We start from the raw sequence: 16,416 nt of genomic DNA, 5'->3' as shown, positions 1-16,416 counted from the left end.
GATAATAACATGGCTATAAAAAAACATTTGGCTGTAACGGGTTTATTAGGGGCAAGCTTTTTTGCCTGTGGCCAAGAATCCTTTATCGTACAAGATTTAAAAGTTGAAGGCCTTCAACGTGTAGCACTCGGTGCCGCTTTAACTCATATACCAATTAACATTGGCGATAACGTAGATAACTACACGATTTCGAAAACGATCAAAGCTTTGTATAAGTCTGGTCATTTTGACACTATCAGCGCATACCGTGATGGTGAAAAAATCATCTTTAAAGTAAAAGAACGTCCTACCATCAGCGCGATTGAGTTTGAAGGTAATAAAGACATTAAAGATGAACAGCTTAATGAAAGTTTAGAACGTCAGAACATTGTGGTAGGTGAGCCGCTTGATCGCACCATAGTTGATGGTGTTGAAAAAGGTTTAATTGAATTTTTTCATGGTATTGGTAAATACAATGCCGATATTGATATCACGATCACCAAATTGCCACGTAACCGTGTTAAGTTAAAATTAGAATTCAAAGAAGGCGAAGCCGCTTCGATTCGTCAAATTAACTTAGTGGGTAACGAGCTTTTCTCTGATGAAGAGTTAATGCTGCAAGTTGAATCTCAACAAGATTTACCTTGGTGGGATTTTATGGCTAATGACCGTTATCAAAAACAAACCATTCAAGGTGACTTGGAAAAAATCCGTAGTTACTACCTTGATCGTGGTTATCTAAAATTCAATATTGACTCTACTCAAGTATCAGTTAGTCCTGAAAAAGAATCTGTTTATGTCACAGTAAACATGACTGAGGGCGAACAATATACGGTTAAAGAATTTGATTTCATTGGTGATTTGCTTGACCGTGAGGAACTTATTCGAGCTGTCATCCCGCTTAGAACCGGTGAGCTTTATAACGGCTCTGTGGTGACGTCGTCAGAAGAGTTTATTAAAAATTACTTGGCGCGTTTTGGTTATGCCAATGCCGAAGTGCGAACCATCCCAGAAGTAGATGAAGCGACTAAAGAAGTAAAACTAACGCTTTCAGTCGACCCGGGTAAGCGTATTTATGTGCGTCGTATTAATGTGTCTGGTAACGAAAATACCGCAGATCATGTTGTGCGTCGTGAGATGGCGCAGCTTGAAGGCGCATGGTTATCAAACCAATCACTTGAGCGTTCAAAACTACAAATTCAGCGTTTGATGTACATGGAGAAGGTTGATTTTAATATCGTACCAGTTCCAGGTATTGAAGATCAGGTTGATGTTGATTTTAATGTTAAAGAACAATCAGCGGGTAGTTTTAATGCTGGCCTTGCTTATGGTTCGTACTACGGTGTGCAATTTAACTTTGGTATCAGTGAATCGAACTTTTTAGGTAGCGGTAACCAAGTGGCGTTTAACGTCAATACTTCAACTGGTTCTGAGCAAATCAATTTATCTTTTACCGACCCTTATTTTACGCCCGATGGTGTAAGTCATGGTAGTAGCATTTTTTATCGTAACTATGATGCAAGTAAGTTCTCGTTAATTGATTATAAAAGTAAATCTTACGGTATTGGTACCAACATTGGTTTTCCAATTATTGCCAATAACCGGTTAAATTTTGGTATTACATGGAGTAAAGAAGAGCTTTCTGAATTAGCTGAATACGAACAAACTCGTATCATGCGAGAAACTTTCCTTGACCCAGAAGACCCAGATGCAGGCTTTAACTTTACAAAGTTTGAGCTAAGTGCCGCTTGGCAACGTGATACGCGTAACCGTGGTTTATTTCCAACCGATGGTTCAAGCCAGTTGTTAAGTTTAAAAGCCACTACGCCAAATTCTGATTTAACCTATTTCAAAATTAATTTTGATACTAAGTTTTATTGGCCAATTAGTAATGACCATAAATGGGCATTTCTATCACGTGCAGCGATTGGTTATGGTAATGGTTATGGTAAAACCAATGGTTATGACCAAGTATTACCTGTTCAAGAATACTCTCGTATTACAGAACAAGAACTGCGTGGTTTTGACCGTAATACTATTTTACCGCGAGCGATTATCCGTAGCCCTCAATTATTGCCAGGTACACCAGGCAGCGATGGTTCATCAAGTGGCATCGGTGCTAACGCAACATTCGACCAGATTCAAGCTGCAGGTCGTATCGGTGGTAATGCTAAAATTACAGCGGGTATGGAATTTATTGTTCCAACGCCATTCTTAGATGATGATAATAGCGGTTCTGTGCGTACAAGCTTGTTTGTTGATGCAGCAAACGTATGGGACACCGAATTTGATGTGAATAAATTTTCGAATTTATCACCTGATGAAAAAGCAAAGCTTGATGATTACTCAGACGCTGGTCGTTTCAGAGTATCAACAGGTTTATCAATCCAGTGGATTTCACCTATGGGGCCGATGTTAATTAGTTTTGCGTATCCGTTGAAAAAAGAAGAAGACGACGAAACTAAATCAATCAGCTTCAACATAGCAAACACTTTCTAAAGGAGTATATTTGTGACTAAAACAATTAAAACAACAGCGATGTCTATCCTAGCAACCTTGTTAATGGGCGCATCTTCAATGGCTTTTGCCCATAAAGTTGCCATCGTTGATATGCAGCAAATTTTTACGCAATTGCCACAGATGGCGGCAGTTGAACAGGCGCTTCAAACTGAGTTTGCGGAACGTCGTCAGGCAGTTGAAAAATTACAAGGCGACATTCGTTTTGAAGCTGAAAAGTTCAAACGTGAAAGCGCGACAATGAGCAAAGCTCAACAAGATACGCTTAAAGAAAAAATTCAAAAAATGCAGCAAGATTTTGCTGATCAAGCACGTCCGCTTGAGCAAGAAATGAAACTACGTCAAAATCAAGAATTAGCCAAAGTTCAAGCACTTGTGATGCAAGCAATTGAGCAAGAAGCTAAAGCAGGTAAATTTGATGAAGTAAAACGTAAAGACACCATTATCTATATCGATGCGGATAAAATCCCTGATTTATCAGATAAAGTGATTGAAAGAGTTAGTAAAGTAAAATAATGCAAAGTTTTTCGTTAGCACAAATAGCTGAACATTTGGGCGCGCAACTCATTGGCGATGGCGCGGTGAATATCACCCGCATCGCTAGTTTAGATAAAGCGCAATCGAATGAAGTTAGTTTCCTTTCGCAAAAAAAATACCGTAAACAACTTGAGATGACTCAGGCTGCAGCCGTTATTTTAACGCAAGAAGACAGCGAGTACTTCACCGGTACTAAACTAATTGTAGCCAATCCTTATGTCGCTTATGCCAAATTAGCACAATTTATGGATACCACTCCAGTGGCAGCCCATACAGGGATCCATCCTTCTGCGGTTATTGAACCTAGCGCTAATATTAGCCCACTTGCCAACATTGGTGCCAATGTGGTTATTGAGGCAGGGGCTGTAGTGGGTGATTATGTACAAATTGGTGCGGGTAGTTTTATTGGTAGATGTGCTACAATAGGTACAAATACAAAAATTTGGGCCAATGTGACTATCTATCATGATGTGGTAATTGGTCAAAACTGCGTATTTCATTCTGGCGCAGTAATTGGATCCGATGGATTTGGTTTTGCCAACGAACGTGGTCAATGGGTTAAAATCCCACAAGTAGGTTCAGTTGTTATTGGTGATCAGGTTGAGATTGGTGCCAATACCGCCATCGATCGCGGTGCAATTGAAAATACTGAAATCCACTCAAATGTCATTATCGATAATATGGTGCATTTAGCCCATAACGTGATTATCGGTGAAGGCACCGCAATAGCTGCATGCAGTGTGATTGCGGGTAGTACAACAATTGGTAAATATTGCCAAATTGCAGGTTTGTGTGGCATTAACGGCCATATTGATGTCTGTGATGGGGTTATTTTCACTGGTATGACGATGGTGACAAAATCAGTCACGGAGCCGGGCGTATATTCATCAGGTTTACCGCATAGCAGTAATAAAGAATGGCGTAAGCAAATCGCTCAATTTCGTCATTTAGGTGACATGAATCAAAAAATTAAGCAGCTTGAGGCGTTTAAAGCCACTATGCAAGCTGATGATAAATAACGGTAAGGAACTGCGTTTTGGCTAATGAATTAAACAGCTTTGATATTCTCGAGATTATAAAGTTATTACCCCATCGCTATCCTATGCTGTTGGTTGATAAAGTGGTGGACTACGAAGCTGGTAAATCATTACATGCAATCAAGAATGTAACGATTAACGAACCAATTTTTACTGGGCACTTCCCAAATCAGCCTATTTTCCCTGGAGTTTTAATTTTAGAAGCACTTGCGCAAGCAACGGGTTTGCTTGGCTTTAAAACAGCCGAGAACACCAGCGAAAATGAACTATACTTGTTTGCTGCCATTGATAACGCCCGCTTTAAAAAGCCGGTATATCCTGGTGATACAATGCACCTTCACGTTGAATTTGTTAAAGAACGTCGCAATATTTGGAAGTTTTATGGCGAAGCTAAAGTAGACGGTGTTGTGGTGTGCTCTGCTGAATTAATGTGTGCTAGAAGAGAGTTTTAATAGTGATCCATCCATCTGCGATTATCGAGCCAGGTGCTCAAATTGGTGAAAACGTATCAATAGGTCCTTGGACTTACATTGGTAATGATGTGGTAATTGGTGATAACAATATCATCGAATCCCACGTGGTGATTAAAGGCCCCTCAGTGATTGGCTCTGGTAACCATATTTTCCAATTTGCCTCTGTGGGTGAAGGTTGCCAAGACAAAAAGTACAACAATGAACCAACACGTTTAGTGATTGGTGATAACAACGTGATTCGCGAATGTGCCACTATTCATCGTGGTACGATCCAAGATCAAGGCTTAACACAAATTGGTAGTAACAATTTGTTTATGGCATATACCCATGTGGCACACGATGCCATGATAGGTAGCAATGTTATTTTTGCTAATAACGCATCGGTTGCCGGCCATGTTCATGTTGGCGATTGGGTTATCTTAGCGGGTAATTCAGGTGTGCATCAATTTTGTAAAATTGGTGATCATGCATTTGTAGGTATGTATTCAGGTGTAAATAAAGACGTGCCGCCATTTGTAACAACAATTGGTACACCAGCAGGTCCGGTGGCAATTAATACCGAAGGTATGAAGCGCCGTGGATTTTCACCTGAAGAAGTGATGGCCGTTCGCCGTGCTTATAAGACCTTATACCGTAAAGCTCTGTCATTAGAGGATGCACTTGCAGCTATGGCTGAGGATGCTGCAGCATTTCCAGCAGTGCAAACTATGATTGACTTTGTTGCCCGCTCAGAGCGTGGGATCCTGCGTTAAGTATGGATAGACCGCTTCGAGTAGGAATTATCGCCGGGGAACACTCCGGCGATATTTTAGGTGCCGGACTGATGACAGCACTGCAAAAACGTCATCCTAATGTGGTTTTTGAAGGTATTGCAGGGCCTAAAATGAAGGCGCTTGGCTGCCACAGCATTTTCGATATGGAAGAGCTGGCGGTCATGGGGTTGTTTGAAGTTCTTGGCCGTTTACCGCGTTTATTGCACATAAAAAAGCACATTATTGCCCATTTTATTGATAACCCTCCCGATGTTTTTATTGGCATTGATGCGCCAGATTTTAATTTACGTGTTGAATTAGCGCTTAAAAATGCCGGTATTACCACGGTTCAATATGTTAGCCCTTCAGTTTGGGCATGGCGACCTAAGCGTATTTTCAAAATTGCCGCAGCCACTAATTTAGTGCTTTCTTTATTACCTTTTGAAAAAGCGTTTTACGATCAGCATTATGTGCCCTGTACGTTTGTTGGTCATACCTTAGCTGACGATATTGCGTTGCAGCATAATCAGCAATATGCGCGTGACCAGCTCGGTTTTAGCGAAAGTGATATTGTTTTAGCATTATTACCCGGAAGTCGCAGCTCAGAAGTTGGTTTACTAAGTGAATGCTATTTAGAAGCTGCAAATTTATTGGCAGCAAAAATCCCAAATCTTAAAGTTGTTGTGCCGCTAGTTAATGATGCGCGTAAGCAACAATTTCAAGCTATTGCGGCTAAAGTAGCGCCTGATTTAAAGCTTTCCTTACTTGATGCGCAAGCCGATGTAGCGATAAAAAGCGCGACAGCAGTATTGCTTGCGTCAGGCACAGCAACGCTTGAAACCATGCTCTATAAAAAGCCAATGGTGGTTGGTTATAAACTTAAGGCCATGTCTTATTGGGTGTATAACACTTTTTTCAAATTCACTATTAAGTACTTTTCGTTGCCTAATTTATTAGCTGATGCGCCTCTTGTGCCCGAGCTTTTGCAACAACAATGTACGCCTGATGCGATTACACAGGCACTTTATCCATTGTTGACTGGTGATAACAGCCAGCTAATTGCAACGTTTACAGATATTCATAAACACATTCGATGTGATGCCAGTGATAAAGCCGCCATTGCGGTTTTGGAGTTATTAAATGCAAATTGATTATCCAAATTATCAGTTTATTGCCGGAGTTGATGAGGTTGGTCGCGGTCCTTTAGTGGGTGATGTGGTTACCGCAGCCGTTATTTTAGATCCCACCAAACCAATTGTAGGACTTGCGGATTCTAAAAAATTAACTGATAAAAAGCGCCAAGCATTAGCAATTGAAATTAAAGAAAAAGCACTCTGTTATTGCATTGCACGCGCAAGTGTTGCCGAAATCGATGAGCTCAATATTTTACATGCAACCATGCTTGCCATGACAAGAGCGGTTGCAGGGTTATCAATTCCAGCAGAGTTTGTATTTGTTGATGGCAATCGCCTACCTAAACTATCAGTACCTGCGCAAGCTGTGGTAAAAGGCGATAGTTTAGTAGCTGAAATTAGTGCGGCCTCAATTTTAGCGAAAGTTGCGCGTGATGATGAAATGATTGCACTCGATGCCCAATTCCCCGAATATGGTTTTGCAGGGCATAAAGGGTATCCAACTAAGGCGCATCTTGAAGCCCTTCAGCAGCATGGTGTGACAGAGCACCACCGCAAAAGTTTTAAACCTGTTAAGATTTTACTGACTTAATTTATTGCAGTGATATTTTGCATTCAGATTAAAGCTGGGTGCAAACAATGAGGATAGAATGCCACAACCGAGTTTTGTTCATCTGCGTGTGCACAGTGATTTTTCGATGGTCGATGGGCTTGCCAAGACTAAAAAAATCGTTGCCAAAGCAGCCGAATATGCCATGCCAGCCTTAGCCATTTCAGATCAAATGAATTTATGTGGTTTAGTGCGTTTTTATGATGGCTGTCATTATGCCGGGATCAAACCCATTGTTGCCGCTGATATTTGGTTATTAAGCCCTGATTTTCCTGATGAAATGTGTCGCTTAACGGTGATTGCAAAAAATAATCAAGGTTATAAAAATTTAACGTTACTCATCTCTAAAGCCTACTTACGTGGCCATGTGATGCATCGTCCAATGGTTGATCGTGACTGGTTGGTAGAGCTTAAAGAAGGTCTAATTTTACTCTCTGGAGCCAAAGATGGCGACTTAGGAAAAGCCTTGTTAAAAGGCAATCCGAGCCTAATCGACAGTGTATCTGGGTTTTATCAACGTGAATTTGCTGATCATTATTTTCTTGAGTTAGTGCGCACTGAGCGCCCACAAGAAGAAGAGTATCTTCATTTAGCGGTGGCACATTCGTATCAAACCGGTATTCCTGTGGTTGCCACTAATGAAGTGGTGTTTTTACATAAAGAAGACTTTGAACCACACGAAATTCGTGTTGCCATTCATGATGGTTATACCCTTGATGATAATCGCCGACCCAAACGCTATTCAGAGCAGCAGTATTTTAAAACTGAAGCACAAATGTGCGAAGTATTTAGTGATATTCCAGAAGCTTTAGCCAACTCGGTTGAAATCGCCAAGCGCTGTAATGTTACCATTCAGTTAGGAACTTATTTTTTACCCGATTACCCAACCGGTAAGCTTACGATTGAAGATTTTTTAGTAAAAGTTTCTGAAGATGGCCTTGAAGAGCGATTACAAATTCTGTTTCCCGATCCGGTTAAGCGGGTCGAGCAGCGTAAAGAATACGATGAGCGTTTAAAGATTGAACTTGATGTAATCAACCAAATGGGATTTCCTGGTTACTTCCTCATCGTAATGGAGTTCATTCAGTGGAGTAAAGATAACGACATTCCTGTTGGGCCAGGGCGGGGATCGGGTGCAGGTTCATTGGTTGCTTATGCACTTAAAATCACTGACTTAGATCCATTACAATTTGACTTGCTGTTCGAACGATTCCTAAATCCAGAGCGGGTATCAATGCCCGACTTTGATATCGACTTTTGTATGGATCGCCGTGATGAGGTAATCGATCACGTATCAGCATTATATGGCCGTGATGCGGTATCTCAGATTATTACCTTTGGTACCATGGCGGCCAAAGCGGTAATTCGGGATGTGGGTCGTGTACTTGGCCATCCTTATGGTTTTGTTGATAAAATCTCAAAACTCATTCCGGGCGATCCGGGCATGACGTTGGCTAAAGCGTTTGAAGTTGAACCTCGTTTACCCGAAATTTACGATACCGATGATGAAGTTAAAGAACTGATTGATAAGTGCCGTATTTTAGAGGGATGTACGCGAAATGCAGGTAAACATGCCGGTGGTGTGGTTATTTCACCGACCACAATTACCGATTTTGCTGCAATTTACTGCGATGATGAAGGCAAGTTTCCGGTCACCCAGTTTGATAAAAACGATGTGGAAACCGCCGGTTTAGTTAAGTTCGACTTTTTAGGTTTACGTACACTGACCATTTTGCAGTGGGCAGTGCAAATGGCTAATACCCGTTTGGCGCGTGAAGGTAAAGAGTCAATTGATATTACGCTTATACCGCTTGATGATCCTAAAAGTTTTGAATTGCTATTACGCGCTGAAACTACCGCGGTATTCCAGCTAGAATCTCGCGGTATGAAAGACTTAGTTCGTCGCCTTAAGCCTGACTGTTTTGAAGATATGATTGCTTTGGTGGCTTTGTTCCGACCTGGTCCGCTTCAATCGGGCATGGTTGATAACTTTATTGACCGAAAACACGGCCGCGAAGAAGTATCGTATCCAGATGCTCAGTACCAACACGAGAGCTTAGCGCCAATTTTGGAACCGACTTACGGCATTATTTTATACCAAGAACAGGTTATGCAAATTGCGCAGGTACTCGCAGGTTATAGCTTAGGTGGCGCGGATTTATTACGTCGTGCGATGGGTAAGAAAAAGCCCGAAGAAATGGCAAAACAGCGTTCTACCTTTGAATCCGGCGCCATTGGCAACAATGTAGATGGCGAGTTGTCGATGAAAATCTTCGACTTGGTAGAAAAATTTGCAGGTTATGGTTTTAATAAATCACACTCCGCAGCGTATGCCTTGGTATCGTATCAAACGCTGTGGATGAAAACCCATTTCCCTGCCGAATTTATGGCTGCGGTAATGTCTGCGGATATGGACAATACCGATAAAATCGTCACCTTGGTTGATGAGTGTGAGAATATGAAACTCACTTTATTGCCACCCGATGTCAATTTTGGTGAGTATAAGTTCACCGTCAACCTAGATGGTGCGATTGTCTACGGCATTGGTGCGATTAAAGGGGTGGGTGAAGCGCCCGTTGATGCTATTTTAGAAGCAAGACAGAGCGGCGGGCCATTTAGAGATTTATTTGATTTTTGTGCTCGAGTCGACCTTAAGCGAGTAAACCGTCGAGTGGCTGAAAAGCTGATTATGGCGGGAGCACTTGATAATTTAGGGCCGAAAAAAGTACAAGGTGCTCGCTCGATTTTAATTGCAACTCTAAAAGATGCGATGAAATCGGCCGAACAACATCATAAAGCGGCTGCAATTGGGCAAAGTGATTTGTTTGGTTTATTAGCTGAAGAATCAAATGATGTTGAACATGTATTTGTATCTGCACCTTTTTTTACTGATAATGAATGGCTTGATGGTGAAAGAGAAACCTTAGGGTTGTATCTTACTGGTCATCCGATTAATCAGTATCGTAAAGAATTAAAACATTATACCGCAGGTCGTTTAGTCGATGTGCAACCAACCGAACGTGATGTATCTGCTACGGTTGCTGGTTTAGTCATTAGTACGCGAGTATTGGTGAATAAAAAAGGCAAGCGCTGGGGATTGATCACCTTGGATGATAAAAGTGCACGTATGGATGTACGATTCTTCCCCGAACAGTTCGAAATTTACCAAGAATTGCTGCAAAACAACAATATATTGGTAATATCAGGACAGGTCAGCTTTGATAACTTCTCTGGTGGCATTACAATGACCGCTAGGGATGTATCGACCATCGAAGCTGTACGCGAAAAGCGTATCCGCAGCATAATAATGAAAGTGAAGATGCAGGATGTTAATGCTAACTTCTTTGATAAGTTGCAAAACGTTCTAGAACCATATAAATATGGTACTTGTCCGATAAAAGTAAAATACGAACGACCTGACATTGTGGCAGAGTTATCGTTAGGAACAGAATGGTGTGTTACGCCTAGTGATGATTTGCTTGCAAATCTATCTCGCTTGGTGGCGCAGAGTATCGATTTAGAATTTAACTAATTAGGTAGTTTAGAGCATGAGTCTCAATTATCTGGACTTTGAGCTTCCAGTTGCAGAACTAGAAGCAAAAATTGAAGAACTGAAAAATGTGGGCCGTAGTGGTTCGTTAGATCTTGGTCTTGAAGAAGAAGTGAATCGCTTAAAAGAAAAAAGCGTTGAACTGACTGAAAAGATTTTTTCTGGCTTGGGTGCTTGGCAAATTTCCAAATTAGCCCGTCATCCATTACGTCCTTATACCCGTGATTATATTGAACGTATTTTCACTGAATTTGATGAGTTGTGTGGTGATCGTACATATGCAAACGATCCTGCAATTTTAGGCGGCATTGCGCGTTTAGATGGCCAACCAGTAATGGTAATTGGTCAACAAAAAGGTCGTGATACAGCTGAAAAAATTAAACGCAACTTTGGTATGCCAAAACCAGAAGGTTACCGTAAAGCATTACGCTTAATGGAAATGGCTGAGCGTTTTAAAATGCCAATCATTACATTTATTGATACGCCGGGTGCATACCCAGGTGTTGGCGCCGAAGAGCGCGGTCAAAGTGAGGCTATTGCACGTAACTTAAAAGTGATGGCTGCTTTAAAAGTACCAACTATCTGTACTGTTATTGGTGAAGGTGGTTCTGGTGGTGCATTAGCCATTGGTGTGGGTGATCGAGTAAACATGCTGCAATACAGCACCTATTCGGTTATTTCACCTGAAGGTTGTGCCTCTATTTTATGGAAAAGCGCCGATAAAGCGCCGCTTGCTGCAGAAGCTATGGGTGTAACAGCCGATCGCGTTAAAGAATTAGATTTAATTAATTCGATTGTACAAGAGCCATTAGGTGGTGCACACCGTAACTACGATGCGATTGCAAAATCGTTAAAAGCGCAAATCAAGCGCGATTTAGCAGAACTGCAAGAGTTATCAGTAGAGGAAATGCTAGACCAACGTTATCAAAGGTTAATGTCCTTTGGTTACTGTTAAGCTAAAAGGGCCGCGTTAAGCGGCTTTTTTGTATGCAGCATCATCCGGTTTATCATCAGTTTGCCAAACAGATCCCACCCAATGTAAAAACATTGACTGTGGCGCTTTCGGGTGGGGTTGATTCGGTGGTATTGCTTCATCTAGTTGCAACCTACCAAGCACTCAATCCTGATGTCAAAGTACAGGCGGTGCATGTTAATCATGGCATAAGCCCACATGCACATGCATGGCAAGATTTTTGTCAGCGTTTGTGCGCCGAGTTAACCATTCCTTTTAATGCTATTAGCGTAACGATTGATAAGAAAAATCGCCAATCATTAGAGGCGGTTGCTCGTGAGCTTCGATATCAAGCACTTGTCAGTGTAACTCAAGTCCAGGATGTGATTTTGCTTGGTCAACACCAAGATGACCAAGTCGAAACTTTCTTTTTGCAATTAAAACGAGGTTCAGGGTTAAGCGGTTTAAGTGCAATGGCAAATACGAGCGAGTTTGAAGGGCGTATATTAGTAAGGCCGTTACTTGAGACGTCACGTGCATCCATCGAAGCATTTTGTCAGCAGTTTAATCTTAGTCATATAGAAGATGAATCTAATTCTGATGTGAAATACGATCGTAATTATTTACGCCATCAGATTTTACCTGAGCTTAATTCGCGTTTTGCAGGTTTTAACCAGTGTGTAGCCAGAAGTGCCTCACTACTGCGTGAGCAACAAACTTTAATTAATGAAATTGCAGAGTTAGACCATCAGTCCGTGGCACTTGGGTCACAGTTACAGATCCTCAAACTATTAGCGTTAAGTGATATTCGCAGGCGTAATGTACTGCGTTATTGGCTCGCTTTACACCGTTGTTTAATGCCATCTTATGCGGTTTTGGCTGAGTTGGTCAGTCAGCTACAAAGCGAAAAAGCCGATGCCAACTTAGTGATTAAACTCAGTGCTGGCAAACTTCGTCAGTACAATCAGTTACTTTATATAGTTAAAGATCAAGTTAAGTTGGACGATTGTAAAGTTGATAGTAACCAACTGTTATTGGCCGATGGGCGCACCTTATTGCTTCAGCAAGGCGAAGGGGTCCGAGCGCCTTTTGCAGATGAGGTCGTCACAGTACAATTTGGTAAAATGAACAGTTTAATTAAACCATTACATAAGCCTGGTCGTAATACGGTAAAACATTGGTTAAAAGAAGCCAAAATACCGGCTTGGCAGCGTGATGCTGTGCCCTTGGTTTTTTATAACGATGAGTTGGTGCAAGTGGTGGGTTTTTATTTAAGTGCCTTACATAGTCAAAATAATGGCGTGTATTGGCAACTCGTTTAATGAAAGAGTGAAGTCGTTTAGCTATGAAAGATTCAGCACAAGTTGGTCAGTCAATTATCGCCAAAGCCCATTTTGGGGTTGTTATTGCAGTATTTTTTTTAGTGGTGAGTTATTTTCTCACTCCATTGTTACTCGATACCTTAATGCAAAGTACCCTCGCGGGTTTAATCTGTGCGTTGTTACTGCTTGGTTATTGGCGAGGTAAGGGGGGGCTGTTTTTTATTTTGGCATTAGTTTGCCCATTAATATTAATTGTAATGGCGCATCTTCCAACATTCTTTGCGTTATTGCAGTTGATTAGCGGCTATTTTTTAGGGCTGTCAGCGTTACTCAGCGCTTTTTATTGGTTGGTACAATATAAAAAAGCACCACATTAGTACTCATTAATTCACTTTCGTGATAAATACTAAGCAGTGCTTTTAGCAGAAATAATTGTGGTTTTAGTTAAAAGGCGAAACTACAGTCTCGGCCATTATTTTTAGCTTTATATAACGCCTTATCGGCACGTTCAAAAATCTGTAGGTGATCATCTTTGCTGGTCGCAAGGGTAAAACCAATGCTGGTCGTAACCTCATGTTGTTTTAATAACAGGTCGCGATGCACCGCATCTTGAATGCGTTTAGCCAAGATGTTTGACACCGCATGATGATCATCGTCTACTAAAATAGCAAATTCATCGCCACCAAAGCGAAAAATAGTATCAGTGCCTCTGACGCTAAAACTCAACAAGTCAGCAAAACGGCGTAAAATGGTATCGCCGACCTGATGACCATGCGTATCATTGACTGCTTTAAAGTTATCTAAATCAAGCAGCATTAAACCAAAACTTCGATGATGACGGCGGCAACGCTCTAATTTGCGATTGAGGCTGTCATCAAAATGACTGCGATTACCTAGACCTGTTAGTGAGTCTTTAGTCGCTAATTTTTTTACGCGATGAAACAGCAATGCATTACGTAGTGGATACAATAAAATTGAGTGTAGCTTTTGCAATTGCTCTTTAATTGTTACCGTAACGGGTTGTTTGGTGAAATAAATCAGCTGCCCTAAGCGTTCATCTTCAACTTCTAAATCAAATGAAACGGTTTGGCCAATGTGTTTTGAGCCCGACATTTCAACCACACCTTCGGTGCTATGAAATTGTAAGCTTAAAAACGGCAAAACTTTGGCGGCTTCAATCGAAAAAATATTAATAATTTTATTCAGTTCAAGGGTTTTTTGTAACTGAGCAACCAAGGCGTGTGCTTGCTCAATAGGGTTCGAGCGGTAAAACTCTGCCGAAAGGGGCAAAAATTCGCCACGTCCAGCCACTCTTTGCGCTAATACATGTACATTTTCCACAATTAAGTCCTTACATCACTTATTTCTACTGTGGATAAAGCAAAAATAATACCAAAAAATTAAACTAGAATTAAAACAGTTGGTTGCTATATTTAGTTAAGAGATGGAATGTTTGCTGTCAAATAATTGCTGCCGCTTTTGCAAAAACCTACCGCTCATTAGTAAATAAGTGATTGCAGTTTCTAAGCCCAATAAATAAAAATAATTTTGACCAAAATACTCAAAAAAGGAGATGGTTTTGCAGGGGATTTTTACTGAAATTTTTAGTCTGTTAGCAATTGCCGTCGTTCTCGTTTGGCTCTTTAAACGACTTAATTTGCCCCCAGTGCTTGCTTACCTTGCTGTTGGGGTATTAGTCGGGCCGCATGCTTTAGGATGGATTTCTGAATACCAAGAAATTCATTTAGTTGCTGAGTTTGGTATTGTATTTTTGTTATTTAGTTTAGGGCTTGAATTCTCAATTCCAAAATTAATGGCGATGCGGCACATTGTATTTGGCTTAGGTTCGGCGCAAGTGGTGGCAACTTCCTGCATTATTATTGCCATTGTTATGGTTTATAATCCTCATTTTGCAACCGCATTTAGTATTGGTACTTTGTTGGCACTCTCATCAACTGCGATTGTGGTAAAACAATTGAGTGAATCGGGAGAGCTTCATACCCGCCGTGGTCAATTAGCAATTGGCATTTTGCTATTTCAAGATATTGCCGTTGTACCCTTGTTAATTATTTTGCCGCTGTTAAGTGGTGAAGGTGAGCATCATTTAGTGTGGGCCTTGTCTATTGCCCTGACGAAAGGGGCGTTTGTCTGTATGTTATTGTGGGCAGTTGGTAAATGGGTCTTGCCCCGCTTATTTAATGAAGTGGCACAACTTCGCACTGATGAACTATTTGTTTTAACAACGTTATTAGTGACTTTATTTGCCTCTGGCCTAACCCATTTTTTTGGTTTATCAATGGCGCTTGGAGCTTTTTTAGCCGGGATCATGCTCGGTGAAAGTCAATATCGTCACCAACTCGAAGCCGATATTCGGCCTTTTCGTGATATTTTAATGGGGCTGTTTTTTGTTACTGTGGGCATGCAGCTCGATATGAGCTTTGTATGGTTTAATGCTTATTGGATTTTACTCGCTGTTTGTGGCCTGATTTTAATTAAAGCTCTGCTAATTAAACAGTTAGCGCATTTTATGGGCGAAACAGCAAAAGATGCTTGGGCAACTGGATTAATGTTATGTCAAATGGGAGAGTTTGGCTTTGTACTTATTGCACTTGCACTGCAACATCAACTGATTGAATCTTCATATGCTTCATTGCTAATTTCAATCGGGGTGATTTCAATGGCAATGACTCCGTATTTGATTGATAAAAATCAGCAGTTGGCTAAAAAACTCTCGCGCGGCGAAAAATCAGAACAAGATAAAACTGCGGCGCCAAATTTTTCGACCAATCTAACTAACCATGTTGTGATCTGCGGCTTTGGCCGCGTTGGGCAAACTGTTGCCCGTTTTTTAAAAGCTGAAGCCATTCCCTATATTGCGCTCGACATTGATCCTATTCGAGTGCGTGAAGCACAGGCCGCAGGTGAAAACGTGCAATTTGGCCATGTGCGACAAAAAGATATTTTAAAAGCTGCCAAAGTTGATAAAAGTCGCTTAGTGATTATTTCTTTTGCCGATTATGCCAAAGCAATGAGTGTGGTGAGTGTGGTGCGTCAATTATCGGACTCGGTAAAAATACTTGTAAGAATGCGTGACGATCAGCATTTAATTGAACTTAAAAATGCCGGTGTTACTGAAGTAGTTCCCGAATCGCTCGAAGCGAGTTTGATGTTAGTTTCGCATGTTTTATTTATGTCGGGCGTACCTGTGAAACGTATTTTGCGTCGGGTGCAGCAAGAGCGTAAAAATCGCTATGGTATTTTGCACGGTTATTTTCCAGGAGAGAACACCGATTTAAGTGCCGAAAGTATTGGCAGATTAGAATACATGCACGCTATTGCTATCACTGATGATGCATTTGCCGTTAATAAAACCTTAGGTGAGTTAAAACTGAGTAAGCGCCGTGTTGAAGTCATGGGGCTGCGTCGTAACGATAACGAAATTGACCACCCAACTGAAGAAACGTTAATTCAAGCGCAGGATATTTTGATTATTCGGGGCAAACCCCGTCAAGTAGAGCGTACTGAACGTTATTTACTTGAAGGGGATTGATTTT

Annotated in this window: 13 protein-coding genes; 12 read left to right on the top strand and 1 reads right to left on the bottom strand. The window is 41.2% G+C overall.

The window, feature by feature from the left end; genetic code table 11:
• Positions 1 to 9 precede the first annotated feature (9 nt).
• Genes bamA through PTUN_RS12420 form a run of 11 tightly spaced genes read left to right on the top strand, consistent with a single transcriptional unit; the run spans position 10 to position 13,239 of the window.
• Positions 10 to 2,478, top strand: coding sequence for an outer membrane protein assembly factor BamA (gene bamA / locus PTUN_RS12470; protein WP_009837273.1), 2,469 nt, complete (start codon positions 10 to 12; stop codon positions 2,476 to 2,478).
• Between the two features lie 12 nt (positions 2,479 to 2,490).
• Positions 2,491 to 3,012, top strand: coding sequence for an OmpH/Skp family outer membrane protein (locus PTUN_RS12465; RefSeq protein WP_009837272.1), 522 nt, complete (start codon positions 2,491 to 2,493; stop codon positions 3,010 to 3,012).
• Positions 3,012 to 4,052, top strand: a complete 1,041-nt coding sequence (gene lpxD / locus PTUN_RS12460) for a UDP-3-O-(3-hydroxymyristoyl)glucosamine N-acyltransferase (RefSeq protein WP_009837271.1) — start codon at positions 3,012 to 3,014, stop codon at positions 4,050 to 4,052. Before PTUN_RS12465 ends, lpxD begins: the two co-directional genes overlap by 1 nt.
• Positions 4,053 to 4,069: 17 nt before the next feature.
• Positions 4,070 to 4,522, top strand: coding sequence for a 3-hydroxyacyl-ACP dehydratase FabZ (gene fabZ, locus PTUN_RS12455; RefSeq protein WP_009837270.1), 453 nt, complete (start codon positions 4,070 to 4,072; stop codon positions 4,520 to 4,522).
• 2 nt (positions 4,523 to 4,524) lie between these two features.
• Positions 4,525 to 5,295, top strand: a complete 771-nt coding sequence (gene lpxA / locus PTUN_RS12450) for an acyl-ACP--UDP-N-acetylglucosamine O-acyltransferase (protein WP_009837269.1) — start codon at positions 4,525 to 4,527, stop codon at positions 5,293 to 5,295.
• 2 nt (positions 5,296 to 5,297) lie between these two features.
• Positions 5,298 to 6,446, top strand: a complete 1,149-nt coding sequence (lpxB, locus tag PTUN_RS12445; RefSeq protein WP_040643638.1) for a lipid-A-disaccharide synthase — start codon at positions 5,298 to 5,300, stop codon at positions 6,444 to 6,446.
• A complete protein-coding gene (gene rnhB, locus PTUN_RS12440) occupies positions 6,436 to 7,020 on the top strand; it encodes a ribonuclease HII (protein WP_009837267.1) in 585 nt (194 codons plus the stop codon). Before lpxB ends, rnhB begins: the two co-directional genes overlap by 11 nt.
• Positions 7,021 to 7,078: 58 nt before the next feature.
• Positions 7,079 to 10,570, top strand: a complete 3,492-nt coding sequence (gene dnaE, locus PTUN_RS12435) for a DNA polymerase III subunit alpha (protein WP_009837266.1) — start codon at positions 7,079 to 7,081, stop codon at positions 10,568 to 10,570.
• Between the two features lie 16 nt (positions 10,571 to 10,586).
• Positions 10,587 to 11,543, top strand: a complete 957-nt coding sequence (accA, locus tag PTUN_RS12430) for an acetyl-CoA carboxylase carboxyl transferase subunit alpha (protein ID WP_009837265.1) — start codon at positions 10,587 to 10,589, stop codon at positions 11,541 to 11,543.
• A gap of 32 nt (positions 11,544 to 11,575) precedes the next feature.
• Positions 11,576 to 12,862 carry a tRNA lysidine(34) synthetase TilS gene (gene tilS, locus PTUN_RS12425; protein ID WP_009837264.1) on the top strand — a complete coding sequence of 429 codons (1,287 nt, stop codon included), beginning with the start codon at positions 11,576 to 11,578 and terminating at the stop codon, positions 12,860 to 12,862.
• A 23-nt stretch (positions 12,863 to 12,885) separates the two neighbouring features.
• On the top strand, positions 12,886 to 13,239 hold the full coding sequence (locus tag PTUN_RS12420) for a hypothetical protein (RefSeq protein WP_009837263.1): 354 nt from the start codon (positions 12,886 to 12,888) through the stop codon (positions 13,237 to 13,239).
• Between the two features lie 67 nt (positions 13,240 to 13,306).
• Here PTUN_RS12420 and PTUN_RS12415 read toward each other — a convergent pair whose 3' ends face one another.
• Positions 13,307 to 14,203, bottom strand: a complete 897-nt coding sequence (locus PTUN_RS12415) for a GGDEF domain-containing protein (RefSeq protein ID WP_009837262.1) — start codon at positions 14,201 to 14,203, stop codon at positions 13,307 to 13,309.
• A gap of 238 nt (positions 14,204 to 14,441) precedes the next feature.
• Here PTUN_RS12415 and PTUN_RS12410 point away from each other — a divergent pair, with 238 nt between their 5' ends.
• Positions 14,442 to 16,412: a monovalent cation:proton antiporter family protein gene (locus tag PTUN_RS12410; RefSeq protein WP_040643710.1), complete on the top strand. Its 1,971-nt coding sequence runs from the start codon at positions 14,442 to 14,444 to the stop codon at positions 16,410 to 16,412.
• Positions 16,413 to 16,416: the final 4 nt, after the last annotated feature.

The sequence above is a fragment of the Pseudoalteromonas tunicata genome, assembly GCF_002310815.1.
GTDB lineage: Bacteria > Pseudomonadota > Gammaproteobacteria > Enterobacterales > Alteromonadaceae > Pseudoalteromonas > Pseudoalteromonas tunicata.
The sequence above is the reverse complement of the archived record's forward strand: the minus strand, read 5'-3'. Positions and strand labels throughout refer to the sequence as shown.

Bases quoted from the DNA above. Each gene is read 5' to 3' on its own strand.
- accA (WP_009837265.1), top strand. From the start codon at position 10,587: ATGAGTCTCAATTATCTGGACTTTGAGCTTCCAGTTGCAGAACTAGAA.
- dnaE (WP_009837266.1), top strand. From the start codon at position 7,079: ATGCCACAACCGAGTTTTGTTCATCTGCGTGTGCACAGTGATTTTTCG.
- PTUN_RS12420 (WP_009837263.1), top strand. From the start codon at position 12,886: ATGAAAGATTCAGCACAAGTTGGTCAGTCAATTATCGCCAAAGCCCAT.
- bamA (WP_009837273.1), top strand. From the start codon at position 10: ATGGCTATAAAAAAACATTTGGCTGTAACGGGTTTATTAGGGGCAAGC.
- lpxB (WP_040643638.1), top strand. From the start codon at position 5,298: ATGGATAGACCGCTTCGAGTAGGAATTATCGCCGGGGAACACTCCGGC.
- tilS (WP_009837264.1), top strand. From the start codon at position 11,576: ATGCAGCATCATCCGGTTTATCATCAGTTTGCCAAACAGATCCCACCC.
- rnhB (WP_009837267.1), top strand. From the start codon at position 6,436: ATGCAAATTGATTATCCAAATTATCAGTTTATTGCCGGAGTTGATGAG.
- lpxD (WP_009837271.1), top strand. From the start codon at position 3,012: ATGCAAAGTTTTTCGTTAGCACAAATAGCTGAACATTTGGGCGCGCAA.